This is a genomic window from Streptococcus sp. OMI750 (assembly GCF_047463895.1).
Lineage (GTDB): Bacteria > Bacillota > Bacilli > Lactobacillales > Streptococcaceae > Streptococcus.
Genome location: NZ_JASHCZ010000001.1, coordinates 830,924 through 852,477 on the forward strand (window position 1 = coordinate 830,924; position 21,554 = coordinate 852,477).

The window sequence follows — 21,554 nt, forward strand, 5'->3', positions numbered from 1 at the left end:
TTCCCCTTCTCAATCATAAAATAAAAATAAAGCAAGATGGAGAGGAGTCAGTGAGCAATCCTTCTCCATCTCACTTTAATCAACAGTAAATGTATTTATTATTGAAATTGTTCTTGAACGAATGCAAGAGCGCCTTTACCATCACGAGTCAACTTGATGTATTGAGCTCCTTCAGTCTTAGCCAATTTGATTCCAAGTTTATCTGTTTCAGCCTTCATATCTTCATAGTTTGAAGCTACTTGAGGAGCAAGAATAACAAGGTCAAATTCTGGCAACATTTCACGGTGAGCACCGTAACCACCAGCAGCAGCCTTCACAGGAACATTGTATTCTGCAGCAGCTTTATTCAAAGCGTTGGCAAGAAGTCCACTAGTTCCACCACCGGCACAAAGAACCAATACGTTAGTTTCTTTTGTGATATTGTTTTGAACTGGTTCACCTTCAACACCAGCTTTTTCAAGAATCGCATCTGCTTTTGCAGTGTTAAAGTTTGCAGCTACTTTTTCTTTTAATTCATCATTAGCTTTACCTGAACGTTCTTCTTCAAGAATTTGTTCATCATAAACCTTGAGGAATGGATAGTAGATAGCAATATCTACTACAATTAACAATGCTGCAAGAGCGAATGATAAGAACTGGAAGTTTGTACCAAGAACAATACCAAGAGGTCCTGGTGTAGTCCATGGAAGGTTGGCAGTAAATGAGTTCATGCCAAGTGTTTCAATAAAGAACTTAAAGATCCATACGTTTGCAATTGGTGCAAAGATGAATGGGATAAAGAAGATTGGGTTCAAAACAAGTGGTGCACCAAACAAGATTGGTTCGTTTACACCGAAGAATGTAGGAACTACTGAAGCGCGTCCAATAGCACGATTTCGTTTCGATTTACACAACCACATAAACATGAATGGAACCACAAGAGTTGCTCCTGTACCACCCATAGTGACGATGAACATTTGTGTACCAGATGTAAGGATCTTATCAGCGTGCATACCTTGTTGAAGGAGGTTCAAGTTGACTTCGGCATTTGCATAAGTGATCGCTGCAATCACAGGCTCAACGATAGATGGGCCGTGAATACCAATAAACCAGAAGAAGGCATAAGCACCAAAGATGAAAGTAATACCGAGGTATCCGTCTGCAGCTGAGAATAGTGGTGCAAGAAGAGTACCGATTGATTCAGCAACTGTTACATGAAGGCTTGCTTTCACAACTAATTCAAGTGCATACAAGAGAACAATTGAAACTGTAAATGGAATCAAGTCTTTAAATACTTGTGAAATATTTGGTGGAACCTCGTCCGGCATGCGAATCGTCACATTGTTTTTCACACAGACCTTATAAACATTAACTGTAACAAAGGCTGCAATAAAGGCTGTTAGCAACCCTTTAGTCCCCATGAATGCTGTTAAGAATCCGCCATCTTTAGCAGGTTCAGCAGCCATGAGCAAGAAGCCAACCATAGAAGCCAACATTGTAGAAATGAAGTTGATTTGGTTGGTTGCTGGGAGGTCACGGTTCATTGAATCAGTCAAAGCCTTAGCCGTTGTCCCACCAACGAAGAAGGCCAAGATGCCCATAGAATAGCTATATGGAGTCATCAAGAGAGTTTCAATATCTTTAGACCAATGGAATCCCCAAGCGTTTGGTACATACGCAATTAGGATGAAGATAGATGAGAATAAGATTACAGGCATCCCTGCAATGAAACCATCCCGAATCGCTCGCAAATATTTGTTTCGAGAAATCTTTTCAAAGAATGGTTTCCCTTTTTCAATCAGTTCAATCAGTTTATTCATTATTTTGCTCCTCTTTTATATAGTTCAATCAGATGGTGAATCACGTCTTTTAATAAGATCGTTGTCATGAGATGGTCTTGACCATGCATCATGGTAATGCTATAGGGGATTTCTTCTCCTGCTGCTTCATGCGCTAGCATGGTCGTTTGAGATTTGTGAGCCTCAGCGATACAAGACCCTGCTTCTTCTACTAAGGATTCTGCTTTAGCAAAATCACCATTTTCAGCAGCTTTTAAGGCTTCCACTAATTTTGATCGAGCGTCACCGGCATAAGCGACAATTTCAAACCCAAGTAATTGGACTTCTTCTTTATTCATGTTGGTTCCTCCTTATGATACCTTTTGAAAATTTTTATAATAGACGTTGAATATGAAGGGCTAAATAGACTCTTTCATTAGGAGATATCTTGGCTCCTGTCTGTTCAGCGATGGTTTGGTAGATTTGATGACTAATCTCATAAGCCTTTGGATAACTTAGCTGGATCAGTTGTTCCATCTCGCTCAAACCTTCTGGATCTTCTCTTCCCTTATCTAGCGAATCTAGGAAATAATTGAGATGGATCATAAAGCGATCATAGAAATGACTGTTTTCTTCTTTCCGTTTCAATCCATTTTGAGCTAGTTTTTCTTCTACAGCTTTCAAAATAACTTGTCGGTCCTGGACATCTGGATCTTGCTCATGAATCATTTCCCCTTGTGCATTAATGAAATGATAAGCGATGCGATTCACTTCATCGTCAGGAAATTGATCCAAGAGTCGCTTTCGAAAGATCTCAATCGCTTCTTTTGCGATTTTATAGGGAATTGGATGCATAGCAGACGCATCAGGAAGGTCACTGTGTTTGTATCTTCCCTGTTGAACTGCCTGGTAAGAACAAAAGATGTGATCTGTTAATGTCACATAGATATATTCTTGAACAGGATAGGCATATTTCTTAGACAAGGTATCAATCACTTCATAAGTGGTTGTGATGAAATCAAGAGGAACATCCTTTAGAAGGGCCATAAAGTTTTCTCTTGACTCATCCGTGTTTAAACGAAATACTTTTTCGACCTTATCATCAGCTACTAGATCATTTTTCTTTTTCCCAAAAGCAATCCCACTCCCAACAACAATTAACTCTTGTTGTAGTTCATTTTGAACCAAAGCAACATTATTGTTCATTGGATGGATAATACGATACATGAGGCTCTCCTTTGTAAAATTTGTTAAAAGCAAATAAAAATGACCACGAAGCAACTGAAAAAATTAGCCTACACTAATTGTTCAGTCTACTTGTGGTCACGCCTAATCTAACTTAGTAACGCTCACTGCTATTCAACTTTATAAACTTATTCTATCATAAGCTTTTTGTTTTGTAAACCCTTACAGCGAAAATTTTTAAACATTTTTTTATAAAAAAGAAACAAGACCTTAAAATAATGAAGAGGCTGGGACAAAAGTCCTAGCCTCTCAATCATCTTTGGATTGTCGAGCAAGACGCAGTGGTTGAGTGGGCTCTACTACGCTGATTTCATCAGCTTTTACAGCCCTACTCAACTGTGCGGAGGTGGGACGACGAAATAGAATTCTAACGAATTACCGATTTCTGTCCCACTCTCTAACTGTTGCTTTAGGAGGCAATCATCATTTGAATCTTATACGCGTTCTGTCCAAGGTGTCGCTACTTTAGCCAAGACGTCATTTAATTCTTCAATATTTTGTCGACCTTCTGTACGAAGCCATTCACGAGCAGCTGCTTCTCCATCTTTGATGTAGGCTTCTACTGAACCTGCCCATGTCGCACGTCCACAAAGAACACCGTTGAAGTTAGCACCAGACTCATGCGCAAATTCCAAGGTTTCTTGGAAGAGTTTTGCAGATACACCAGCACTGAGATAGATGTATGGAAGGTTAGTTGCTTCTTCTTGTTCTTTGAAGAAAGCAGCTGCTTCTTCACGACTATAGACTACTTCTCCTTCTCCAAATCCTTCCACGAAGTTCACATTAACTGGAACTTCCACTTTCAAGACATCGATATTGAAACGAGGATCTGAGAAGACTTTCATAGCCTCAATCACCTTACGAGGTTTCACTTTCGCATATTCAGCTGACGCAGCATCCGCAATTCCTTCATCATAAGCCAAGATTTCAAGGAAGAATGGAATATCTTCTGCAGCACATTCAGAACCGATGCGTTCAATATAAGCTTGTTTTTCTTGGTTGAGTTCATCTGCACTGTCTACATCATAGTAGAGCAAGAATTTCACAGCATCTGCGCCTTGTTCTTTGATGCGTTTTGCTGACCAAAGGTTGAGGCAGTCTGGTAGACGCTTTGTGCTTGATGTATCGTAACCTGTTTTTTCATAGGCAAGTAAGAGACCAGCATCTTTGTCCAAGGCTTTCGTAGCTGGCAAACCATATTCTGGGTCCAACAACATAGATGAAGCATATTTTGTCAATTCATCTGCTACAAGGACTTTCAATTCTTCCATTTGTGCTACAGTTGGCTCAGTGTCTTGGTATTTGGCCATCAAGCGTTTCAAAGCCCCACGTTGGTCGAAGGCCAAAGCTGAAATGACACCGTCTTTTGTACTAAGACGTTCCAAATAGTTGCGTTTTTGTTCTGTTAATACCATTTTATACCTCTTTTACGATTAATTGTTGATACAAGGCATCATAGTGCCCCATGTTGACATGTCCTGTTTGTGCTTCTTGCGCATTTAACATTCCAAGAACATTTGCTTTCTTGAGCAAGTCTGCGTCACTCTCATGATGATAGAGACCAGATGCAATCCCTGCAACAGTCGAATCACCAGATCCGACTGGATTGACGACATCGATCTTAGGAATATCTACCTTATAGAAGACATCCCCATGCTTAGCGAAAGCGCCATTTGCACCAAGGGAGACAATTACCCACTCGATGCCATCAAAGAGAGAATCCTGAAGAACTTCTTTTAAATCTTCCACATTCTTACTCACTTCTTTTCCTAACAACTGTGATAATTCTTCATTGTTTGGTTTAATGACCGTAGGCTTGACAGCTTCTTGAATGGCAGCTTCTAAAGAAGCTCCCGAGCAATCGAGTACGACTGGTTTCCCAGCATCCTTTGCAATCTTGACAAGGCTAGCATAGTAGTCCACTGGTAAACCAGCAGGAAGACTTCCAGAGATGGCAACAACCTCTACTTGGTCAACCAAGTGACGATAATGGTCGAGAAAGTCTTGCCCTTCTTTCTCAGAAATGGTTGGACCTTTTTCTAAGATTTCTGTTTGCTTGCCTTCGTGAAGGATGGCGATACAATTACGTGTATCTCCAGCAATTTCAAAGAAACGTTCCTCTATCCCTTCTCCTAAATGATCGAGAATGAATTGCCCCGTTCGACCACCAAGTAGGCCAGTCGCTGCCACTGGATCCTTTATCTCAGAAAGTACACGAGTAACGTTAAGACCTTTCCCACCAGCTGTCTTACTCACCTCAGCCACACGATTGACTGTATCCAACTGGAGTACATCCAAAGGATAAGAAATATCAATCGAAGGGTTCATCGTGACCGTTAATATCATACGTCACCTCTTCTCTTAGTCGTGGTATTCACCACGGTCCCATTTTTCAAGGAATTCTGCAAAGAAATCAGCATCCGCTTGATGAGCATTATGGCTTTCCACATGTTGGATCTTAGCGATCAATTTTTTATTTTCTTCAGTTGGTTTGTATTCAGCGTGGATGAATGCTTCAATGATATCGCACATGAGTAATTCACCCGTAATTTTACCACCAAACCCGATGACATTCGCGTTCAATTCTTCTTTTGCATAAAGAGCAGTTGTCATATCGCGTACCAAGGCAGAACGGACACCAGGTACTTTGTTAACAGCATTGTTAATCCCAACACCAGTACCACAGATACAAACACCAAGATCTGCTTGGCCACTTGCTACGGCTTCTCCTACTTTTTTACCATAGATGGGATAGTGTGTCCGCGTATGGTCATAGGTTCCAAAATCGAGCACTTCATATCCTTTTGATTTCAAAAAATCAGAAACAGCCATTTTTTCATTTGTCACAATGTGATCACAACCAATTGCAATTCTCATTTGAATTCTCCTCTCATTAGCACATCTTATTCAACATATCGACACGGATCTGGTGACGACCTCCGTCGTATTTACCATTGACGAAGCCTTTGGCAATGTTCTTCGCCAATTCATCCCCAACAATTTCAGCTCCCATGGTAATCATTCGAGAATTGTTGTGGCCGCGAGTCATATAAGCAGAACGTTCATCTGAAACTTCTGCTGCCACCATTCCTTTGATTTTAGTCGCAACCATAAACGGACCAGCTCCATAAGCATCAATCACGATTCCAAGATTTTGATCGCTTTTGTTCACTTCGCTCGCAACTGCCAATGTCACATCAACAAAATCTTGACCATCTGTGCTTACATCCACAACATCGAAACTCTCTTTTAAAAGAAAGTCTTTTACGAGATCTTTTAATCTTAATCCTGCAGCATCTGCACCAAGTACAATAGACATGTCCTGTCCTCCTTTTATTCGCTTCGTCAATATTTCTGTTGTTATTTTTTCACAAAGAAACATTTTCTTACTTTTGATATTATATTACACCTATTTCGAACGAAAGTCAACATTAAATTGTTTGTTTTTGAACATTTTTTAATAATAAATACACCATATTTTGTTTTATATGATTTTCGTATACAAGGCATATTTGTCTTTGATCTTCTTTGGAATACTATCATCAGTAATAATGGCATTCAGGTCTTCCACTCGATAGAAACTATAGAAAGAATAGCTATCAAACTTACTGTTATCAGCAACCACATATTTCTCAATTGCATTGTTTAGAATAATGGCATTACCATTTCCTTCTTCTTCATTGGCTGTGGAAACATGATGCCCATCGATGCCATTGACCCCGATGAAAGCTTTAGAAACCTTGATTTCTTTCAAGAGTTTATTAGCAAATTGACCTACAAAAGTTTGTGTCTTCACTCGGTAGCGACCACCAACTAAGATCAAGTCATAATTTGGAAAATCCTTTAGCTTTTCAAAAATGGGGAGGGAATTGGTGACAATACTGATTTCCTTTCCTTCTAAATAGTCCCCGATAAAATCTGTTGTCGTACCAGACCCAATAAAGACGGTATCCCCATTTTCGATCAACTCTGCACATTTTTTTGCAATGGTTCGTTTCTCATCAATATTGATGAGATTTTTCTCACTGTGAGAAGCCTCTAACAAGCTATCTTTTACCTTTTTGTGGGCTCCACCATGTACACGAACTAAAAGACCTTGTTTTTCAAGATCGATCAGATCGCGACGAATGGTCATGTCTGTCACCCCAAAGAGTTCCTTGAGTTCTTTGACTGATACCACACTTTTTCGATCCAGTTCCTGAAGAATTTCAACATGTCTGCTATCTTTCATGGTACTACTTCCATTCCTGCTATATTTGTCTCTATTATACTACATTTTTTAAAAAACACAAAATCAAACATTATATTAACAGACTTAAACAAATAATTCTATCAAAAACAATGAAAAAAGCTCTCCGATATATTCGGAAAGCCTTATTTTATGCTATTTAAAGCATCCTTACCTTTTTATTTCAAGGCTCGGAATAAAAAAGTTCACTGAACCTTTTTATTTTGCGATTGGGTAAACAGAAACTTGTTTTTTATCGCGACCTTTGCGTTCGAAGCGTACTACGCCTTCAACTTTTGCGAACAAAGTATCGTCTCCACCACGTCCAACGTTCACACCTGGGTAGATGTGAGTACCACGTTGACGGTAAAGGATAGATCCACCTGTTACAGTTTGTCCATCAGCTGCTTTAGCTCCAAGACGTTTTGCTTGTGAATCACGTCCGTTTGATGTAGAACCTCCACCTTTTTTGTGGGCGAAAAGTTGCAAGTTAGCAAGATTCAATTTCAACATAATTGTTTTCCTCCATGTTAGTTTTCTGTGATAACTCTTGTTTGGATGAACTCAGATGAGTTCTCCGATAAGTTTGCCATCCCTAAGAAAAATGATTCAAAGAATAGTTGGGTCATTTCTCTTTGATGAGGTGGAATGTCTGTCGGGATTGTGACCCGCATGAAACCACCCTCTTCTTCGTTTAATTCTAGTTCCGGTTCATAGCCTGCAAATTTCTCAACAGAGTTGACAAAGTTAATGGCAAGCGTAGAAACCGATGCACACACGACATCAAAGCCGTATTCGCCACTTCCAGCGTGCCCAGTGATTTCTGCACTCCTCAGCTCGCCATCTTCGGCTCGTTCAAAGACTGCTTGTATCATGTGTTCTCCTAAAAATTAAGCGTTGATTGCGTTGATGACAACTTTAGTGTAAGGTTGACGGTGACCTTGTTTACGGTGGCTACCTTTTTTAGGTTTGTACTTGTAAGTAACAACTTTCTTTTGTTTTCCTTGTTTTTCAACAGTTCCAACAACAGTAGCTCCTGAAACAAGTGGAGTTCCGACAACAGTGTTTTCACCACCAACAAGAACAACTTCGTTAAATGTAACTTCTTGACCAGCTTCAACGTTCAATTTTTCAACGTAGACTGCTTGACCAACTTCAACTTTAACTTGTTTTCCGCCAGTTTTAATGATTGCGTATGTGCTCATTATGCACCTCCTATGTATTTTTGGGTTTCCCCGTATTTTTGTGAAGACTCGCCTAGCATCGTGGGACGAACCACTTATTCTCATGAAAATGAGCAACGATGATCGAGCGGTTGCACAGGCATGTGCATAGTCAACTCTCTTAGTATATCACTTCTATCAGACAAAGACAAGCATTTTTGCGCTTTGAAAACGAATTTTCTTTTAAAAAATTCTTTTAAGTGTTTACTAGAATTAAATGACTTCTATAAATCTCAGCTATCTTTATAAAGAAGCTATTTATGATTTAGTTGTTTCCTTTTATGAATGATCTCACCCATCATAAAATTCATGGAGCAATTGGATCAGTTCTTGCTGTTGTTCCAGTAAGTTCTGACCGATGGTGGTGGATTGGATGAGAGTACGGTCCTCCAGGTCTTCAATAACCCTCTTCAAGGAAGTTTGCTCAAATGGCGAATCTACTACCTTTTGAATGTCTTGGAAGGGCTGATGGGTTACCAGTTGAAAACCATAGGAATTATTAAGGAGTGAATAGCCTGCTGTACCTGTCTTCTTTTGATATGCTTCGCAAAGACCCCCATCAATGACAAAGAGTAGTCCTTCACCCCGAATGGGCGATTCCCCCTTTCCTGTCTTCACTGGTGTATGTCCATTCACAATGCGAGATACCTTGGCTTCAAGACCAAATTCCTCTAAAATTAATTGGCAAATCTTTTTTGAATTGCGATAGCTAAAATACTCATTTTCTATTTCCTTATGCGTTTCTGCCTCCTCAATAAAATACCGTTCAAAGGTCGTCATCTTATTCTTCCCAAAGAGAGGAGATAATTGCCCTCGCCAGCAATACCATACTAAATCCGTTGAAAGGTCGTCCCCAACTTCTTTGTTTTTTGCCGCAAAGCGTATATGATATTCGAAAAAGTCTAGTAATTCTTTCCCCGCATACTGGGCTTGATGAAGAAGCAGAGGTTGAAATTCCCCAGAAGGTTTCAAGGGAATACAGCCATGAAAAAGCAGGTGATGATTGTAAACCTTATACATGGAACCTTTTTTCATTAACAGCTCCATATGTTTGGCCATTTTGGGAGATCCTTGGAAGGAAGCCAGCATACTGTCTACTATTTGTTTTTCTTCTGAGGATAGTTCAGAAGGATTTTCCCGATCTATGGTTTGGAAGCAGGTATTTTTCAAGGAATAGCTCTTCCCGTCAATGCTGATTGTATTCTTCCAATAATCAATGTTATCCAGCAAGATTTGATTTCCCATCTGAAATTCTGGCCGTCTCTTCATCAATTGAGTTTCTATCTTAAATTGGAGAATGGCCAGCGCTTGATGGACCTTTTCCAGCTGTAATATTTCTTCTGGTGTAAATTCCTCCTCTCTTGTCCCCAGGATAGGCCTAAACTTAGGATTGGCTTTGTAGGTTTTATCCGCAAATAAGGTTAAGGATCGAATGTTTAAGCCATAAGCTTTTTCGATATCCCATAAATAACCATAGCGTGCTGCAATGCGCAATACATTCAATAAACACGCCTTGGATCCAAAAAAAGCTCCCATCCAAATGATATCGTGATTGCCCCATTGAATATCTAAGGAATGAAACTGAAGAAGCTCATCCATTACCTGGGCACTTCCAGCCCCTCTATCAAAAATATCTCCTACCACATGCAGGTGATCTATCAATAAGCGACGAATACTGCTGGCAATTCCCAAGATAAAGGGATCCGCTTCTCTTAGTTCAATAACATAACTTAAGATAGTATGGAAATAAGAATGTTTATCAGCTAGCGTAAGATCACTATAGATCAGTTCTTCTATAATATAGGCATATTCCTGGGGCAAGGCCTTTCTCAGTTTGGAACGGCTATATTTAGCTGCTACAAAACTCAATAGAGTCAAGAGTTGAGAAATCGTTGATTTATACCACTCTTTCTCCTTATTCACTCCTTCCAAAACTCGCTCTGGATAAGATACCAGAGCTGACAGTGTATTCTTTTCCTCTTGTGTCAAGGAAGCTGCAAAGCAATCATTAATTTTCTCATTTAAAATTCCAGCGCAACTTCTCAAAATATAATCAAAAGCCGCAAATTCTCCATGAATATCACTTATGTAGAGTTCTGTCCCTTTTGGTAGGTTTAAAATAGCTTCAAGATTAGTCAATTCAGTAATGACTTTTTGACGAGAATCAAATTTCTCTAGTAAAATACGCTTATATTGCTCCATATCAACTCTCCAAAAATTCTCTATTTACAACCTCATCTACGCTGATTCAAATATCAGTTCATCTTCTTTACTTGCTCCTCAATTAAGAAAGCTGTCTCTTCAATCGATTTATCCGTCATATTGATGACTTGAGCGCCATATTGTTTAAAGACCTTCTTGGAATAATCCAATTCTTTATAGATTTTTTCTAAATCCGTATAGCTTGTTTCTTGTGTTAATCCTAAAGAATCCAAGCGATGGCTTCGAACTTTCATTAATTTTTCGGGCTCACAGATCAGCCCAATCAAGCGACGAGAATCAACCTTATCCAAGACCTGAGGTAAAGGAACTTCTGGGATCAAAGGCAAATTTGCAACCTTATAGCCCTTGTTGGCCAGGTAAATACTCAGGGGCGTTTTTGAGGTACGGGAAACACCAAGCAGGACCAAATCGGCTTCTAAAAATCCCTGGGGTGCCTTACCGTCATCATATTTCACAGCAAATTCAATTGCTGAAATTTTCTTAAAATAATCACTGTCCAAGCGGTGCAAGGTTCCTGGAACTTCTATTGGTCTAGTACCGGTTTTTTCTTGGATGATTTCAAAAAATGGATGCATAAGATCTAAATAAGCCAAACCATTTTTTTGGCTAAATTCCCTAGCTACTGATGCTAACTGACTATTGACCAAGGTGCTGATGACAAGCGCATCATCCTTTAAGGCATCATATAAGATATCCAAGAGTTCCTCTTCTTGATTGATAAAAGGGAAACGGGAACTATTATTAAAAATGATATCTGGATACTGTGCCGTAACTGCTGATAATAATTTTTGGGAAGTTCCACCCAAAGAATCTGAAATACTATATACAATGATCTCTTTTTTCATATTTATTCCTCTTCACTCTTCAGTTCAGCACTTCTTGCTTGTAGGATAATATAATCGAGCAAGGCTGATTTGGTCACCGTTCCCACAATTTTTCGGTCATTCTCCTCATCGACTACTGGTAAGGAATCGATGGCATGATCTTGTAGGAGGGCAGCCGCTTCTAAGATATTCATATCTTTAGTACAGGTAATGATATGTGGCATTCGAGTCATACAAACTGCTACAGGGGTGGTCTGGATACTCGAATTAAGAGATGCTCTCAATAAATCTTTACGGGACATAATTCCCAGTAAAAGCTTGTCTTCATCGATAACATAGAGGACATCGGCATCATACATAAATAGGGTGATAATGGCATCCTGAATATAGGAATCTTGGGTGACTAAAACAGGAGAGGTCATGATCTCTGCCACTTCTTTTTGAAAAGTATCAAAAAAGAAAAGTGTTTCGAGATCTAATCCAGAGTAGGTATAGCCAATTTTTGGTGTAGCTTTCAAAATACCAACCAAGGTCAGAAAGGACAAATCTGGGCGCAGGGTCGCTCTTGAAATATCCAATAACTCAGAAATTTTCTCTCCGCTTAAGGGCTGATGCAATTTTACAATGTCAACTATTTTCTTTTGACGTTCACTTAATTTCAAAATTTCCTAGCCTTTCTATTTCTAGCTCCATGATGATTATATCAGACATCTCCAAAGCAATATTCATCATATTTTCACCCTTCACTTTCAAATAATCATCATTTTTTTACTGAATATTATAGCAGAATAATCCAATTAGTCAACAGAAAAAGATGTATGTTTTATTTGACAAATATATGTGATGTATAATACAATGTTTTTGTCTTAAATGTGACACATATTTAGTTTTTTTGGAGGCTTATATGACAAAATGGATTTACTCCTTCGAAGAAGGAAGTGCAAAGGCCAATGATCTCCTGGGTGGGAAAGGCGCTAATTTAGCTGAGATGAGCCATCTGGGACTACCGGTTCCTCCTGGATTTACCATCACCACAAAAAGTTGTATCCACTATCTCGATCATCCTGATTTCTTTGAGTCCTCTTTAAAAGAGGAAGTTTTGAAAGCAGTTGCTCAACTGGAAGAAAAAACGAGTAAGTCCTTTAGCGGAGAAGATCCTCACTTACTCTTAGTCTCTGTCCGGAGCGGGGCCAAATTTTCTATGCCTGGGATGATGGATACCATTCTCAATCTTGGTCTCAATGATCAGCGGACTCAATTACTGGCCAAAGAAACCAATCTTGATTTCGCCTACAACTGCTATCGCCGTCTACTCCAGATGTTTGCTGATGTGGTCTATGGTATCGATAAGGGACTTTTTGATGACCAACTAGCAGCATTTGAACAAAAACAGAATAAAAAGGTACATGATTTTGACCTAGCCCAGCAACAAGAATTGATCCAACACTATAAAGATATCTACTCCACACACAAAAAGCAATTTCCTGAGAACCCGAATGAGCAACTTTATGCTGCCATCCAAGCAGTCTTTAAATCTTGGAACAACAACCGGGCTAGAATTTACCGGGAGCTTCATCAGATCCCTCATGATTTAGGAACTGCTGTTAATGTCCAGGCCATGGTCTTTGGAAATAGTGACCAAGCCAGTGGTACAGGGGTTTGCTTCACTAGAAACCCTGCAACTGGGGAGGAAGAACTGTTTGGTGAATTTTTGCTCAATGCTCAAGGGGAAGATGTGGTAGCTGGGATCCGCACTCCTGAGCCGATTGCAGCCTTAAAAGAAATCCAACCTGAAACCTATCAGGCTTTCAGAGACTACGCCAAGATCCTTGAAAACCACTATAAGGATATGCAGGATATTGAATTTACCATTGAGAAAGGCAAGCTCTACATCCTCCAAACCCGAAATGGTAAACGAACAGCCAAAGCTTCTTTAAAGATTGCTCTAGATATGGTGGATCAAGGTCTAATTAGTAAGGAAGAAGCTCTCCTGAGAGTCGCTCCTAGTTCCATCAGTCAACTGATTCATCCAGTCTTTGAAGAAATTGCTTTAGAGAAAGCACCTATCTTAGCTCAAGGCCTACCAGCCAGCCCAGGGGCAGCTACTGGCCAAATCGTCTTTACCGCCGACCGAGCTAAAGAAATCCATCAAGAAGGTAAAAAAGTCATCCTGGTTCGGCAAGAAACTTCCCCAGAAGATATTGAAGGCATGATTGTCAGCCAAGCTATTGTTACCAGCCAAGGGGGAATGACCTCCCACGCTGCTGTTGTAGCTCGTGGCATGGGAACTTGCTGTGTCGCTGGTTGCGGAGAATTGACTATCAGTGAAGAAAATAAAAGCCTTTCCTGTGGCAATCTGGTTCTAAGGGAGGGAGATCTCATCTCCGTAGATGGTTATTCTGGTCGCATTTATCGTGGCGAACTTCCAACTGTCCTAGTTGAGAACAATCAAGACCTCCAGCGCTTGCTTGTTTGGGCAGATGAAGTCGCCATCCTCCAAGTTCGAGCCAATGCAGAAACTGTCAAAGACTTGACAACCGCTATGAACTTTGGGGCCAAAGGAGTCGGGTTGGCCCGGACGGAACACATGTTCTTTGGAAAAGAACGGATTCTTGAAATGCGTCGCCTCATCTTAGCGGATACTGAAGAAGAAACAAAAGAAGCCCTCAATAAGCTCCTAGAATTCCAAGAAGAAGATTTCTACCAAATGTTCCAAACCGTTCAAGATAAACCAATGATTGTCCGCCTGCTCGATCCACCCATGCATGAGTTTCTACCTAAGGATTCCCAAGAAATTGCATTATTAGCAAGCAAACTAAAAAAATCTCCTGATAAACTTGCCGACCGCATTGAAAGTCTGCAGGAAAGCAATCCTATGTTGGGACACCGGGGTTGCCGTCTCGGCATAACCAAGCCGGATATCTACAAGATACAGACAGAAGCTATTTTTAGAAGTGCTATCAAATTGCATCAAGAAGGTCAACAGATTAAGCCGGAAATCATGGTTCCTTTAATTGCTGATCAAAAAGAATTAGCATGCATCAAAGAGTATCTTGTTCAGCATATTGAACAGCTTTTCAAACAGTATGGTCAGGAGCCATTCCCTTATGAAATTGGTACCATGATTGAACTGCCCCGCGCCTGCCTAACCGCAGATAAACTGGCTCAAGAGGCTGATTTCTTCAGCTTTGGCACCAATGACTTGACCCAAATGACCTATGGCTTCTCTCGGGATGATATTGGTAAATTCATTGGCCACTACAAGGACAAGGATATTCTTTCTTTTGATCCCTTCCAAAAAATCGATAGGGAGGGAGTCGGTGAATTAATGAGAATTGCTATCAGCAAGGCCCGTCAAGTAAAACCGAACCTCACTATCGGTATCTGTGGCGAAGTTGGCGGAGATCCTTCTTCGATCTCCTTCTTCCAAAACATTCAAGTCACCTATGTTTCCTGCTCTCCTTACCGGGTTCCTGCTGCCAGACTAGCCGTCGCTCAAGCAGCGATTCAAGCGAAAAACTAAGCTATGCTTACTAAATATATCTTGTAACCCTCTATATTTTAAAGGATCTAGCCTTCCCATTACAGACTAGATCCCTTTCTTTATCTTGATATCAAAAAGCCCCTCAACCTAGAAGATAGCTCTAGGTTCAGGGCGATTGAAGTCTAATTATTTTTTCTCTTCTTCCTCTTATCCCTTGCTTTTATATTTAAAGTCTTTAAAACTCATTTTAGCTTTCGACGAATCGGTCATGCTATTCAATTTTTCTTCTTGCTCTTTGGTGATTTTGAGAGGAATAGCTGAAACCATATTCGGTTTTAAAACACCTGATTCGTTGATCTGATAATCTACGGTAATATTTTCAAGAATCGGTGCTCCATCATATTCCAAGTTCACAACAAAGGAAGCGTCTCGATCAATGGTTGTAGTGGTCCGATTCACCATTAAGAACAGGGCCAAGCGAGTTTCCTCATCTCCAAACGTATAACCTGGGAAAAAGACAAATAATTTACCGGCATCCCCAAGCGTCGGATTGTCTTTGATAAACTTTTCAGCAAGTTCTAAAATCTCATTGTCCTGATCTTTGTACTGGTCAGCTCTAACAAATGTCAGGGCTTCTTTCTTACTGCTTGTGGTTTGGCTCGTTTTTGTTTCTTTATTTGAGCTCGTAAAGGATACTTTGACACAGCCTGTCAACAGAAGCAAACCCGTCATTAACACGATAATTTTTTTCATTTTCTCTCCTTCTAGTTCTTTTTAAAAAGAGGCTGGAAAATCCCAGTCTCTATTATAAAAGGTCCTCAATCAGGTCATCTACCTCATCTTTTTCTGCTTTTGGTGTGATCTCTGTTACGATGATGCCAGCTACCGCACGCTCAACCAAAGCTTCCACATCCATGCGTTCCTCATATTTCTCCGCATTTTTGAGTTTAGGATTGGTCTTCGGACGGTCAGGCGCAAAAATGGTGCAGCAATCCTCGAAAGGCTGGATAGAGATTTCAAAGGTATCGATGGCTTGGGCGATATCGATAATCTCCAACTTGTCCATGGTCACTACCGGACGGATAACCGGTGTATTGGTCACGGCATTGATGGCTTGCATGCTCTCTAGCGTTTGGCTAGCTACCTGACCGAGGCTTTCTCCATTGATGATGACCAAACCACCACGGATTTGACGAATACGATCTGTGATGCGCATCATAAAGCGGCGGGTCAAGGTCATGAGATAAGCTTCCGGTGCTTTTGCCTTGATTTCCTCTTGAATCTCTGTGAAGGGCACCTCGATAAATTGGATATTGCCACCAAACTTGGTCAACTTCCGTGTTAAGTCATGGGCTTTTTTCAAGGCACCTGGACTAGTATAAGGCGGGCTCGCAAAGTGAACGGCCTCGATATCCACCCCACGCTTCAAGGCTAAGTAGCCAGCTACTGGAGAGTCGATCCCACCAGATAGCATGAGCATCCCTTTGCCAGATGTACCAACAGGAAGGCCACCAGCTCCCTTAATGGTTTCATAAGAGATATAAGCTGCTTCTTCGCGGATTTCGACTTGCAGATTGATATCTGGCTTTTTCATCTGTGCCTGGATCGTTGGAATCGCTTCAAAGACAGCCCCACCCAAGGTTTGATTGAGCTCGCGGCTATCGAGTTCAAAGGTATGGTCACTCCGCTTACTTGAGATTTTAAAGGTCATGCCTTCTTCGTAAATCTCTTTCATAATCCCTTGCACTGCCGCTTTTAAGGCTGGTACTGATTTTTCAATCTTGTAAACAGGTGAAAAATTTTGGATTCCAAAAACTTGCTTGAGGGATTCTGCCACCGGCTCATAATCTGTCCCATGTAGATAAGCATGGGCCCGATCGCGGTCCGCTGTCACTTTGACAGCCGGATAAATAGATAAAACATCTTGGATATTATTGCGAAGTTTATTGATGAAACGCATACGGTTCTTTCCTTTCGTAGAAAGCTCTCCATAGCGAATCATAATTTCTGAATAGGTTAAGGTCATGTTGATTTCCTTCTAAAATTAACGTACTTTTCTTGTTTTTTCGTAAATCAGTTTGAATTTGGTCAAGAATTGCTCGACTTGGCTCATGTCATTTTCCAGATCGAGACTCAAGCGAACAGCTGTCTGGGCAATACTCTTATCCACTCCCATGGCAATCAAGGTACCAGCTGGTTTTCCAGCCTTGGACGAGCAGGCACTAGTGGTCGAGATGTAAATATCAAACTCTTCAAAGGCATGGACCACTACTTCACCACGAACTCCCTTGATTCCGAAAGTCAAGATATGAGGGGCAAAGTGATCCTCACCAGAAAAGATGGTGACATCAGGATAGTTGGCCAATTCTTTGCGGATAACTTCTTTCATCTGCTGGGTCTTACTGACAAAAGCTTCTTGGTTTTCCATAGCTAAGCGAAGGGCTTTTGCGGTTGCTGCGATACCTGCCACGTTCTCAGTTGTCGAGCGCATTTCTTTTTCTTGGCCCCCACCCGTTAAGAGAGGGGTGATCTTTTTGCCTTCTTTGATATAGACAAATCCAACCCCGCGAAGACCATGGAATTTGTGACTAGAGAAGGTCGCAAAGTCCACGCGCTCTGGTAGATAGCCCGCCGTTGCTACCTTGGCCAAGGCTTGAACCGCATCAACATGGAAACTAATAGTTGGGCGATCTTCTAGGAGAGCAGCAATTTCATGGATGGGCTGGATGGAGCCAATCTCATTGTTGACGGCCATGACAGAGACCAAGGTCGTATCCGGACGAAGTAGGTTAGCCAAGGCATCCACTTTGACAAAGCCCCGGGCATCCACTGGCGCATAATCCACTTCGAATCCCTGCGTTTCTAACCAAGTAGCCGATTCCTTAATGGCAGGATGCTCGATGTCAGAGACAATGATATGCTTGCCATAAGGAGCTTTCTCAAAAGCGACACCCTTGAGGGCCCAGTTGTCCCCTTCCGTCCCACCAGACGTGAAATAAATCTCCTCAGCTTTCTTACCAATTAACTCTGCAATCTGTTTTCGAGAAGCCTCTAAAACACGAGTAGCTTGACTACCTAGATTGTGCAAACTAGAAGGATTACCCCAGATCCGATTCGCTACTTCCGTATAGGTCGCAAGGGCCTCTGGATAGGGTTTGGTCGTTGCTGAATTGTCAAAATAAATCATGTCCTACGCATCCATCACTTTCTTTTTACGTAACTTCTATTTTATCATTTCTAACCGCTTGGGACAAGGATTTGATAAAGAGAGATGAGGGGAAATCACTCCCTAAAACTCAGTTCTTTTTAGACATTTTCCAGAAAATGACTTATAATAAGAAAGTGTTAAAAAACAATTTTTGATAGAAAGAGAATGAACATGTCACAATATTCAAGAAGTAATAAAAACCAAAAACCAGAGGAAAAAGCAGATACAAGACCTTCTCGCGGTGAGAAAGTCAAACAAGGTCTATCACTATTTCAAACAGTTGTAGCTACCATTGCTAGTCTTTTAGGGATTATCGTCACTTCTATTACGATTATGAGTCTGCTTAATAAAGACAATCAAAAGACAGAAGAAAAACCATCTAGCAGCACCAGCGTCGTCGTGGTTCACGATAAGGAGTCTGACTCAAGCGCTACCAATACAGATGCCAATACGCAAACCGATTCAAGCAATACAGATACCAGTTCACAAAAAGAAACCGATAGCTCATCCGCTACAGAATCTAGTTCGTCTGCCGCACAAGACCAAGGCTCCACCGCAACAGACAGTGGCGCAGATACAGCATCATCCGGAACCAACTAAAAAATCAGTAAGGACAATCTTACTGATTTTTTTTGGCTTTCGATTCCAGCTTTTTCTGATTTTTATAGAAAGCATCGATCTCGTTGTCGTACTCCCATTTGAGCGTTGAGTGATCTTCCTGGATTTGATCCAATTGTTTATATGGAAAGTTCATGGGCCTATCACGATAAGTTGATTCAGCTAATGAACCATATAGATTGTCAAAACTTCTCAAATGCCAATTACTCAAGTAATCTCCCCCCTATTCTAATGTCGGATCCTATATACATCTCATCTAAATTTAATGTATTGTCCTCATTAATTGGGATATCTACTCCCCAACTCGATTCTTCAATATTATTTATACCTCCATAAACATTCATATAATATTCAGGAGTTGTCAGTCCACCATCACTCCATTGTGTCTGATCCCAATCAATCTGAACGGATTCAACTTTTGAATTTTGTGCTTTGACTAAATCAATGACCTTCTGTTCGTGTTCTTTTAGATAGTCCAGTTGTTCTTTCTTTATAGCTTCCTTCTCTTCCTTCAGGTCTTTCGTAGATGAAGAAAGATTCGTTTTCTCTTGCTTCGTATCTTCTTTCTGTTTCACGGTACACCCTCCTATACTTAGGAGCGCTACAATTGAAGCAACCATCATCATAATTTTTCGACTTTTCATAAGTCCCCCTATCATTCTGTACAGTTTATTCTCTAAAATTTCCACCTGTTATTTCTGATTCTATTATGAACTCGTAGCTCAAGTATTCTTGAAATTCTTTCCTCTTAATAGGTAGAATGATCTGTTGATTATATTAAGGAAAATTTGAACCAGAGATTGAATCAATTGAAATTGGATTCTCAACATTTGGTTTTGGGACAATAAAGAATGAATAGCCATTGAGTTCCTTATCATTTGCCCCATAGACCTTTAAACGGATGTCAAATCCAGATTCCGTAAAAGCACCACTATCTCCTACTTTCACGCTATCCCAGTTATACTTGACCCGAACAACTTTTGGATCATTCGACTTTATGTAGTTCGTAATTTCGGACTCGTGTTTTTTTAAAAAGTTTACTTGCTTTTGTGTGACAGTTTCTGCATTTTCTTTGGTGGAGGAAGAGGTGGTAGTTTGTACTTGTTTCGTATGGGCTTTTTGATTTACACTACAACCTCCAATTCTTGTGAAAACAAGCATTAAAGCTATTAACTTAAGAATAAATTTCATTTTTCTTTTCATTTTCCTCCTAACACTAATACTTCTATTTACTCAGGAAAAAATTTTCCAACCACCATTTTCCTCGATATAAATATCATTAAGCATCCCCATTTTTTTAATAGTTGGTAGGCTATTTTGATCATCTAGGTAAAAATCAACTGAAAATTTTGTGTTTGCTAATTGATTAATCTGACCAGAAATAGATAAATTGTATCCACCACCCTGAGGCGTTCCATTTCCAGACTCTTCAATTTGCATACTGTTCCAATCAATCTGGACGGATTCAACTTTTGGATTTTGAACCTTCACAAAATCGACGATTTCTTGCTCGTGTTCTTTCAGATAAGCGAGCTGTTTTTGTTTAATGGCTTCTTTGCCTTCTTTAATTGATGAGGATGCGACAATTTTCTCTTGTCTGCTCTTTTCACGTTCTTGCTTCACACATCCTACTAGACATCCAAGTGTTGAAATGAAAGTAATTGTGATCACCAGATTGTTTATTTGTTTTTTCATAATTTTATTTCGTTTAAAACTGATTCCTCTATTGCATCTCTCATTATCTAACGGACGGATCATTTCTTTTCTACCCGATATAAATTGTCTGAACCAATTGAATCTATTTTAGGCATCTTATTTTCGTCTAAGGTAAAATTCAGGCTAAAATTTGTTAGATCACTTCCATTGGCATAACCGAATACTAATAGTATTTCATCACCTCCCTGAGGTGTTCCATTACCTCCTACAACTGTTTTAATACTGTCCCAGTCATAAGACACCTGCGTAATGTTAGCATTATGTGCTTTCACATAGGCCGTCATTTCTTGCTCATGATCTTTGAGATAAGCGATTTGTTTTTTATTTATCGCTTCTTTGTCCTCTCTGCTTGTCGAAGAGGTTGCAATTGGTACTTGTTTCGTTTGCTCTTTTGAATTTATGGTACATCCTCCTATACTTGCAAGGAGAGCTAATATAGTGATTAATTTAAACGTCGTTTGTTTTATCATATTCTATCTTTCTCTAAAACAGTTCATTTTCAAAATCCATTGTACTTGATTAGGAAATAGGCTTTCCGCCAATCGTAAGTTCATGGAGCATAAACATTTCTCGCATTTCAATTGACTGATCATTATTAATTGGAATATCTATTCCCCAACCAGAATCGTCAATATGATTAATGCGCCCAAAAACATTCATATTATATTCGGGAGTTGTAAGTCCACCATCACTCATCTGAGTTTCATCCCAATCAATCTGAACGGATTCAACTTTTGGACTCTGAGCTTTCACAAAATCGACGATTTCTTGCTCGTGCTCTTTGAGATAAGCGATTTGCTCTTTTTTTATTTCTTCCTTTGATTTTTGTACAACTTTCTTTGAAGAAGAAGCCGTTACCTTCTGTTCTGGTTTCTTCGTCATGTTCATGATCTTTCCTCCTAGAAGTAAAAGTCCTAGAATCGGTAACAGGATGATCAAAAATAATTCCACTCGTCTCTTCATTTCTTTTTCTCCTATCAATCATTTCGTGACTGAATGGGCCAGTCACTTTCTTTACTATTATAGCA

Annotated in this window: 25 protein-coding genes and 1 other annotated feature; of the genes, 2 read left to right on the forward strand and 23 right to left on the reverse strand. The window is 40.1% G+C overall.

Annotated features, from left to right (window positions below):
* Nucleotides 1–98: 98 nt before the first annotated feature.
* From QM830_RS04200 to QM830_RS04265, 14 genes are all read right to left on the reverse strand, one after another.
* Nucleotides 99–1,799 (reverse strand): lactose-specific PTS transporter subunit EIIC, encoded by a 1,701-nt coding sequence (locus QM830_RS04200; protein WP_371610955.1) that lies wholly within the window; start codon nt 1,797–1,799, stop codon nt 99–101.
* Nucleotides 1,799–2,116 carry a PTS lactose/cellobiose transporter subunit IIA gene (locus QM830_RS04205; protein ID WP_003007713.1) on the reverse strand — a complete coding sequence of 106 codons (318 nt, stop codon included), beginning with the start codon at nt 2,114–2,116 and terminating at the stop codon, nt 1,799–1,801. Before QM830_RS04205 ends, QM830_RS04200 begins: the two co-directional genes overlap by 1 nt.
* A gap of 34 nt (nt 2,117–2,150) precedes the next feature.
* A complete protein-coding gene (locus tag QM830_RS04210) occupies nt 2,151–2,984 on the reverse strand; it encodes a PRD domain-containing protein (RefSeq protein ID WP_371610957.1) in 834 nt (277 codons plus the stop codon).
* Nucleotides 2,985–3,436: 452 nt separating this feature from the next.
* On the reverse strand, nt 3,437–4,417 hold the full coding sequence (lacD, locus tag QM830_RS04215; protein ID WP_009731213.1) for a tagatose-bisphosphate aldolase: 981 nt from the start codon (nt 4,415–4,417) through the stop codon (nt 3,437–3,439).
* A 1-nt stretch (nt 4,418) separates the two neighbouring features.
* Complete coding sequence (locus tag QM830_RS04220) at nt 4,419–5,348, reverse strand: tagatose-6-phosphate kinase (protein ID WP_324737720.1); 930 nt, start codon at nt 5,346–5,348, stop codon at nt 4,419–4,421.
* A gap of 15 nt (nt 5,349–5,363) precedes the next feature.
* Nucleotides 5,364–5,879, reverse strand: a complete 516-nt coding sequence (lacB, locus tag QM830_RS04225; protein ID WP_414325731.1) for a galactose-6-phosphate isomerase subunit LacB — start codon at nt 5,877–5,879, stop codon at nt 5,364–5,366.
* A 16-nt stretch (nt 5,880–5,895) separates the two neighbouring features.
* Entirely contained in the window at nt 5,896–6,321 is a 426-nt protein-coding gene (gene lacA, locus QM830_RS04230; RefSeq protein WP_414325732.1) for a galactose-6-phosphate isomerase subunit LacA, read from the reverse strand.
* Between the two features lie 165 nt (nt 6,322–6,486).
* Complete coding sequence (locus tag QM830_RS04235) at nt 6,487–7,233, reverse strand: DeoR/GlpR family DNA-binding transcription regulator (protein WP_009731217.1); 747 nt, start codon at nt 7,231–7,233, stop codon at nt 6,487–6,489.
* 216 nt (nt 7,234–7,449) lie between these two features.
* A complete protein-coding gene (rpmA, locus tag QM830_RS04240; protein ID WP_003002805.1) occupies nt 7,450–7,743 on the reverse strand; it encodes a 50S ribosomal protein L27 in 294 nt (97 codons plus the stop codon).
* 17 nt (nt 7,744–7,760) lie between these two features.
* On the reverse strand, nt 7,761–8,105 hold the full coding sequence (locus QM830_RS04245) for a ribosomal-processing cysteine protease Prp (protein WP_009731218.1): 345 nt from the start codon (nt 8,103–8,105) through the stop codon (nt 7,761–7,763).
* A gap of 15 nt (nt 8,106–8,120) precedes the next feature.
* Nucleotides 8,121–8,435 carry a 50S ribosomal protein L21 gene (rplU, locus tag QM830_RS04250; protein WP_003007734.1) on the reverse strand — a complete coding sequence of 105 codons (315 nt, stop codon included), beginning with the start codon at nt 8,433–8,435 and terminating at the stop codon, nt 8,121–8,123.
* Nucleotides 8,436–8,469: 34 nt separating this feature from the next.
* Nucleotides 8,470–8,557, reverse strand: a sequence feature (ribosomal protein L21 leader region).
* Nucleotides 8,558–8,744: 187 nt separating this feature from the next.
* The gene (locus QM830_RS04255; RefSeq protein ID WP_414325733.1) at nt 8,745–10,655 is read right to left on the reverse strand and encodes a fructose-1,6-bisphosphatase; all 1,911 of its coding nucleotides are present in this window, start codon (nt 10,653–10,655) and stop codon (nt 8,745–8,747) included.
* Nucleotides 10,656–10,708: 53 nt separating this feature from the next.
* Entirely contained in the window at nt 10,709–11,521 is an 813-nt protein-coding gene (locus QM830_RS04260; RefSeq protein ID WP_414325734.1) for a pyruvate, water dikinase regulatory protein, read from the reverse strand.
* A gap of 2 nt (nt 11,522–11,523) precedes the next feature.
* Complete coding sequence (locus QM830_RS04265; protein WP_414325735.1) at nt 11,524–12,162, reverse strand: CBS domain-containing protein; 639 nt, start codon at nt 12,160–12,162, stop codon at nt 11,524–11,526.
* A 242-nt stretch (nt 12,163–12,404) separates the two neighbouring features.
* Between QM830_RS04265 and ppdK the strand changes: the two genes are divergently transcribed.
* Entirely contained in the window at nt 12,405–15,023 is a 2,619-nt protein-coding gene (ppdK, locus tag QM830_RS04270; protein WP_414325736.1) for a pyruvate, phosphate dikinase, read from the forward strand.
* 168 nt (nt 15,024–15,191) lie between these two features.
* On the opposite strand, the gene QM830_RS04275 is transcribed toward ppdK, so the two are convergent.
* From QM830_RS04275 to QM830_RS04285, 3 genes are read right to left on the reverse strand one after another with little or no spacing between them, the layout of a single operon-like run.
* Complete coding sequence (locus QM830_RS04275; protein WP_414325737.1) at nt 15,192–15,737, reverse strand: hypothetical protein; 546 nt, start codon at nt 15,735–15,737, stop codon at nt 15,192–15,194.
* A 52-nt stretch (nt 15,738–15,789) separates the two neighbouring features.
* A complete protein-coding gene (gene thiI, locus QM830_RS04280) occupies nt 15,790–17,010 on the reverse strand; it encodes a tRNA uracil 4-sulfurtransferase ThiI (RefSeq protein ID WP_414325738.1) in 1,221 nt (406 codons plus the stop codon).
* 18 nt (nt 17,011–17,028) lie between these two features.
* On the reverse strand, nt 17,029–18,171 hold the full coding sequence (locus QM830_RS04285) for a cysteine desulfurase family protein (RefSeq protein WP_414325739.1): 1,143 nt from the start codon (nt 18,169–18,171) through the stop codon (nt 17,029–17,031).
* Nucleotides 18,172–18,363: 192 nt separating this feature from the next.
* Here QM830_RS04285 and QM830_RS04290 point away from each other — a divergent pair, with 192 nt between their 5' ends.
* On the forward strand, nt 18,364–18,792 hold the full coding sequence (locus QM830_RS04290) for a DUF6556 family protein (RefSeq protein WP_414325740.1): 429 nt from the start codon (nt 18,364–18,366) through the stop codon (nt 18,790–18,792).
* A gap of 19 nt (nt 18,793–18,811) precedes the next feature.
* On the opposite strand, the gene QM830_RS04295 is transcribed toward QM830_RS04290, so the two are convergent.
* The 6 genes from QM830_RS04295 to QM830_RS04320 form a co-directional block, all read right to left on the reverse strand.
* Nucleotides 18,812–19,021, reverse strand: a complete 210-nt coding sequence (locus QM830_RS04295) for a hypothetical protein (protein WP_414325741.1) — start codon at nt 19,019–19,021, stop codon at nt 18,812–18,814.
* Nucleotides 19,014–19,436 carry a hypothetical protein gene (locus QM830_RS04300; protein ID WP_414325784.1) on the reverse strand — a complete coding sequence of 141 codons (423 nt, stop codon included), beginning with the start codon at nt 19,434–19,436 and terminating at the stop codon, nt 19,014–19,016. The genes QM830_RS04295 and QM830_RS04300 overlap by 8 nt, the downstream gene beginning before the upstream one ends.
* Before the next feature lie 151 nt (nt 19,437–19,587).
* Nucleotides 19,588–20,013 (reverse strand): hypothetical protein, encoded by a 426-nt coding sequence (locus QM830_RS04305; RefSeq protein ID WP_414325742.1) that lies wholly within the window; start codon nt 20,011–20,013, stop codon nt 19,588–19,590.
* A 30-nt stretch (nt 20,014–20,043) separates the two neighbouring features.
* Complete coding sequence (locus tag QM830_RS04310) at nt 20,044–20,505, reverse strand: hypothetical protein (RefSeq protein WP_414325743.1); 462 nt, start codon at nt 20,503–20,505, stop codon at nt 20,044–20,046.
* 59 nt (nt 20,506–20,564) lie between these two features.
* Nucleotides 20,565–20,996 (reverse strand): hypothetical protein, encoded by a 432-nt coding sequence (locus QM830_RS04315; RefSeq protein WP_414325744.1) that lies wholly within the window; start codon nt 20,994–20,996, stop codon nt 20,565–20,567.
* A gap of 49 nt (nt 20,997–21,045) precedes the next feature.
* Nucleotides 21,046–21,489 (reverse strand): hypothetical protein, encoded by a 444-nt coding sequence (locus tag QM830_RS04320; protein WP_009731234.1) that lies wholly within the window; start codon nt 21,487–21,489, stop codon nt 21,046–21,048.
* Nucleotides 21,490–21,554 lie beyond the last annotated feature (65 nt).

Coding starts and splice junctions, on each gene's coding strand:
- lacA (WP_414325732.1), bottom strand. CDS start 6,321: ATGTCTATTGTACTTGGTGCAGATGCTGCAGGATTAAGATTAAAAGAT.
- QM830_RS04255 (WP_414325733.1), bottom strand. CDS start 10,655: ATGGAGCAATATAAGCGTATTTTACTAGAGAAATTTGATTCTCGTCAA.
- lacD (WP_009731213.1), bottom strand. CDS start 4,417: ATGGTATTAACAGAACAAAAACGCAACTATTTGGAACGTCTTAGTACA.
- QM830_RS04220 (WP_324737720.1), bottom strand. CDS start 5,348: ATGATATTAACGGTCACGATGAACCCTTCGATTGATATTTCTTATCCT.
- thiI (WP_414325738.1), bottom strand. CDS start 17,010: ATGACCTTAACCTATTCAGAAATTATGATTCGCTATGGAGAGCTTTCT.
- QM830_RS04245 (WP_009731218.1), bottom strand. CDS start 8,105: ATGATACAAGCAGTCTTTGAACGAGCCGAAGATGGCGAGCTGAGGAGT.
- QM830_RS04235 (WP_009731217.1), bottom strand. CDS start 7,233: ATGAAAGATAGCAGACATGTTGAAATTCTTCAGGAACTGGATCGAAAA.
- QM830_RS04315 (WP_414325744.1), bottom strand. CDS start 20,996: ATGATAAAACAAACGACGTTTAAATTAATCACTATATTAGCTCTCCTT.
- QM830_RS04200 (WP_371610955.1), bottom strand. CDS start 1,799: ATGAATAAACTGATTGAACTGATTGAAAAAGGGAAACCATTCTTTGAA.
- ppdK (WP_414325736.1), top strand. CDS start 12,405: ATGACAAAATGGATTTACTCCTTCGAAGAAGGAAGTGCAAAGGCCAAT.
- QM830_RS04290 (WP_414325740.1), top strand. CDS start 18,364: ATGTCACAATATTCAAGAAGTAATAAAAACCAAAAACCAGAGGAAAAA.
- rplU (WP_003007734.1), bottom strand. CDS start 8,435: ATGAGCACATACGCAATCATTAAAACTGGCGGAAAACAAGTTAAAGTT.
- lacB (WP_414325731.1), bottom strand. CDS start 5,879: ATGAGAATTGCAATTGGTTGTGATCACATTGTGACAAATGAAAAAATG.
- QM830_RS04310 (WP_414325743.1), bottom strand. CDS start 20,505: ATGAAAAAACAAATAAACAATCTGGTGATCACAATTACTTTCATTTCA.
- QM830_RS04305 (WP_414325742.1), bottom strand. CDS start 20,013: ATGAAAAGAAAAATGAAATTTATTCTTAAGTTAATAGCTTTAATGCTT.
- QM830_RS04260 (WP_414325734.1), bottom strand. CDS start 11,521: ATGAAAAAAGAGATCATTGTATATAGTATTTCAGATTCTTTGGGTGGA.
- QM830_RS04300 (WP_414325784.1), bottom strand. CDS start 19,436: ATGATGATGGTTGCTTCAATTGTAGCGCTCCTAAGTATAGGAGGGTGT.
- QM830_RS04205 (WP_003007713.1), bottom strand. CDS start 2,116: ATGAATAAAGAAGAAGTCCAATTACTTGGGTTTGAAATTGTCGCTTAT.
- rpmA (WP_003002805.1), bottom strand. CDS start 7,743: ATGTTGAAATTGAATCTTGCTAACTTGCAACTTTTCGCCCACAAAAAA.
- QM830_RS04320 (WP_009731234.1), bottom strand. CDS start 21,489: ATGAAGAGACGAGTGGAATTATTTTTGATCATCCTGTTACCGATTCTA.
- QM830_RS04285 (WP_414325739.1), bottom strand. CDS start 18,171: ATGATTTATTTTGACAATTCAGCAACGACCAAACCCTATCCAGAGGCC.
- QM830_RS04275 (WP_414325737.1), bottom strand. CDS start 15,737: ATGAAAAAAATTATCGTGTTAATGACGGGTTTGCTTCTGTTGACAGGC.
- QM830_RS04210 (WP_371610957.1), bottom strand. CDS start 2,984: ATGTATCGTATTATCCATCCAATGAACAATAATGTTGCTTTGGTTCAA.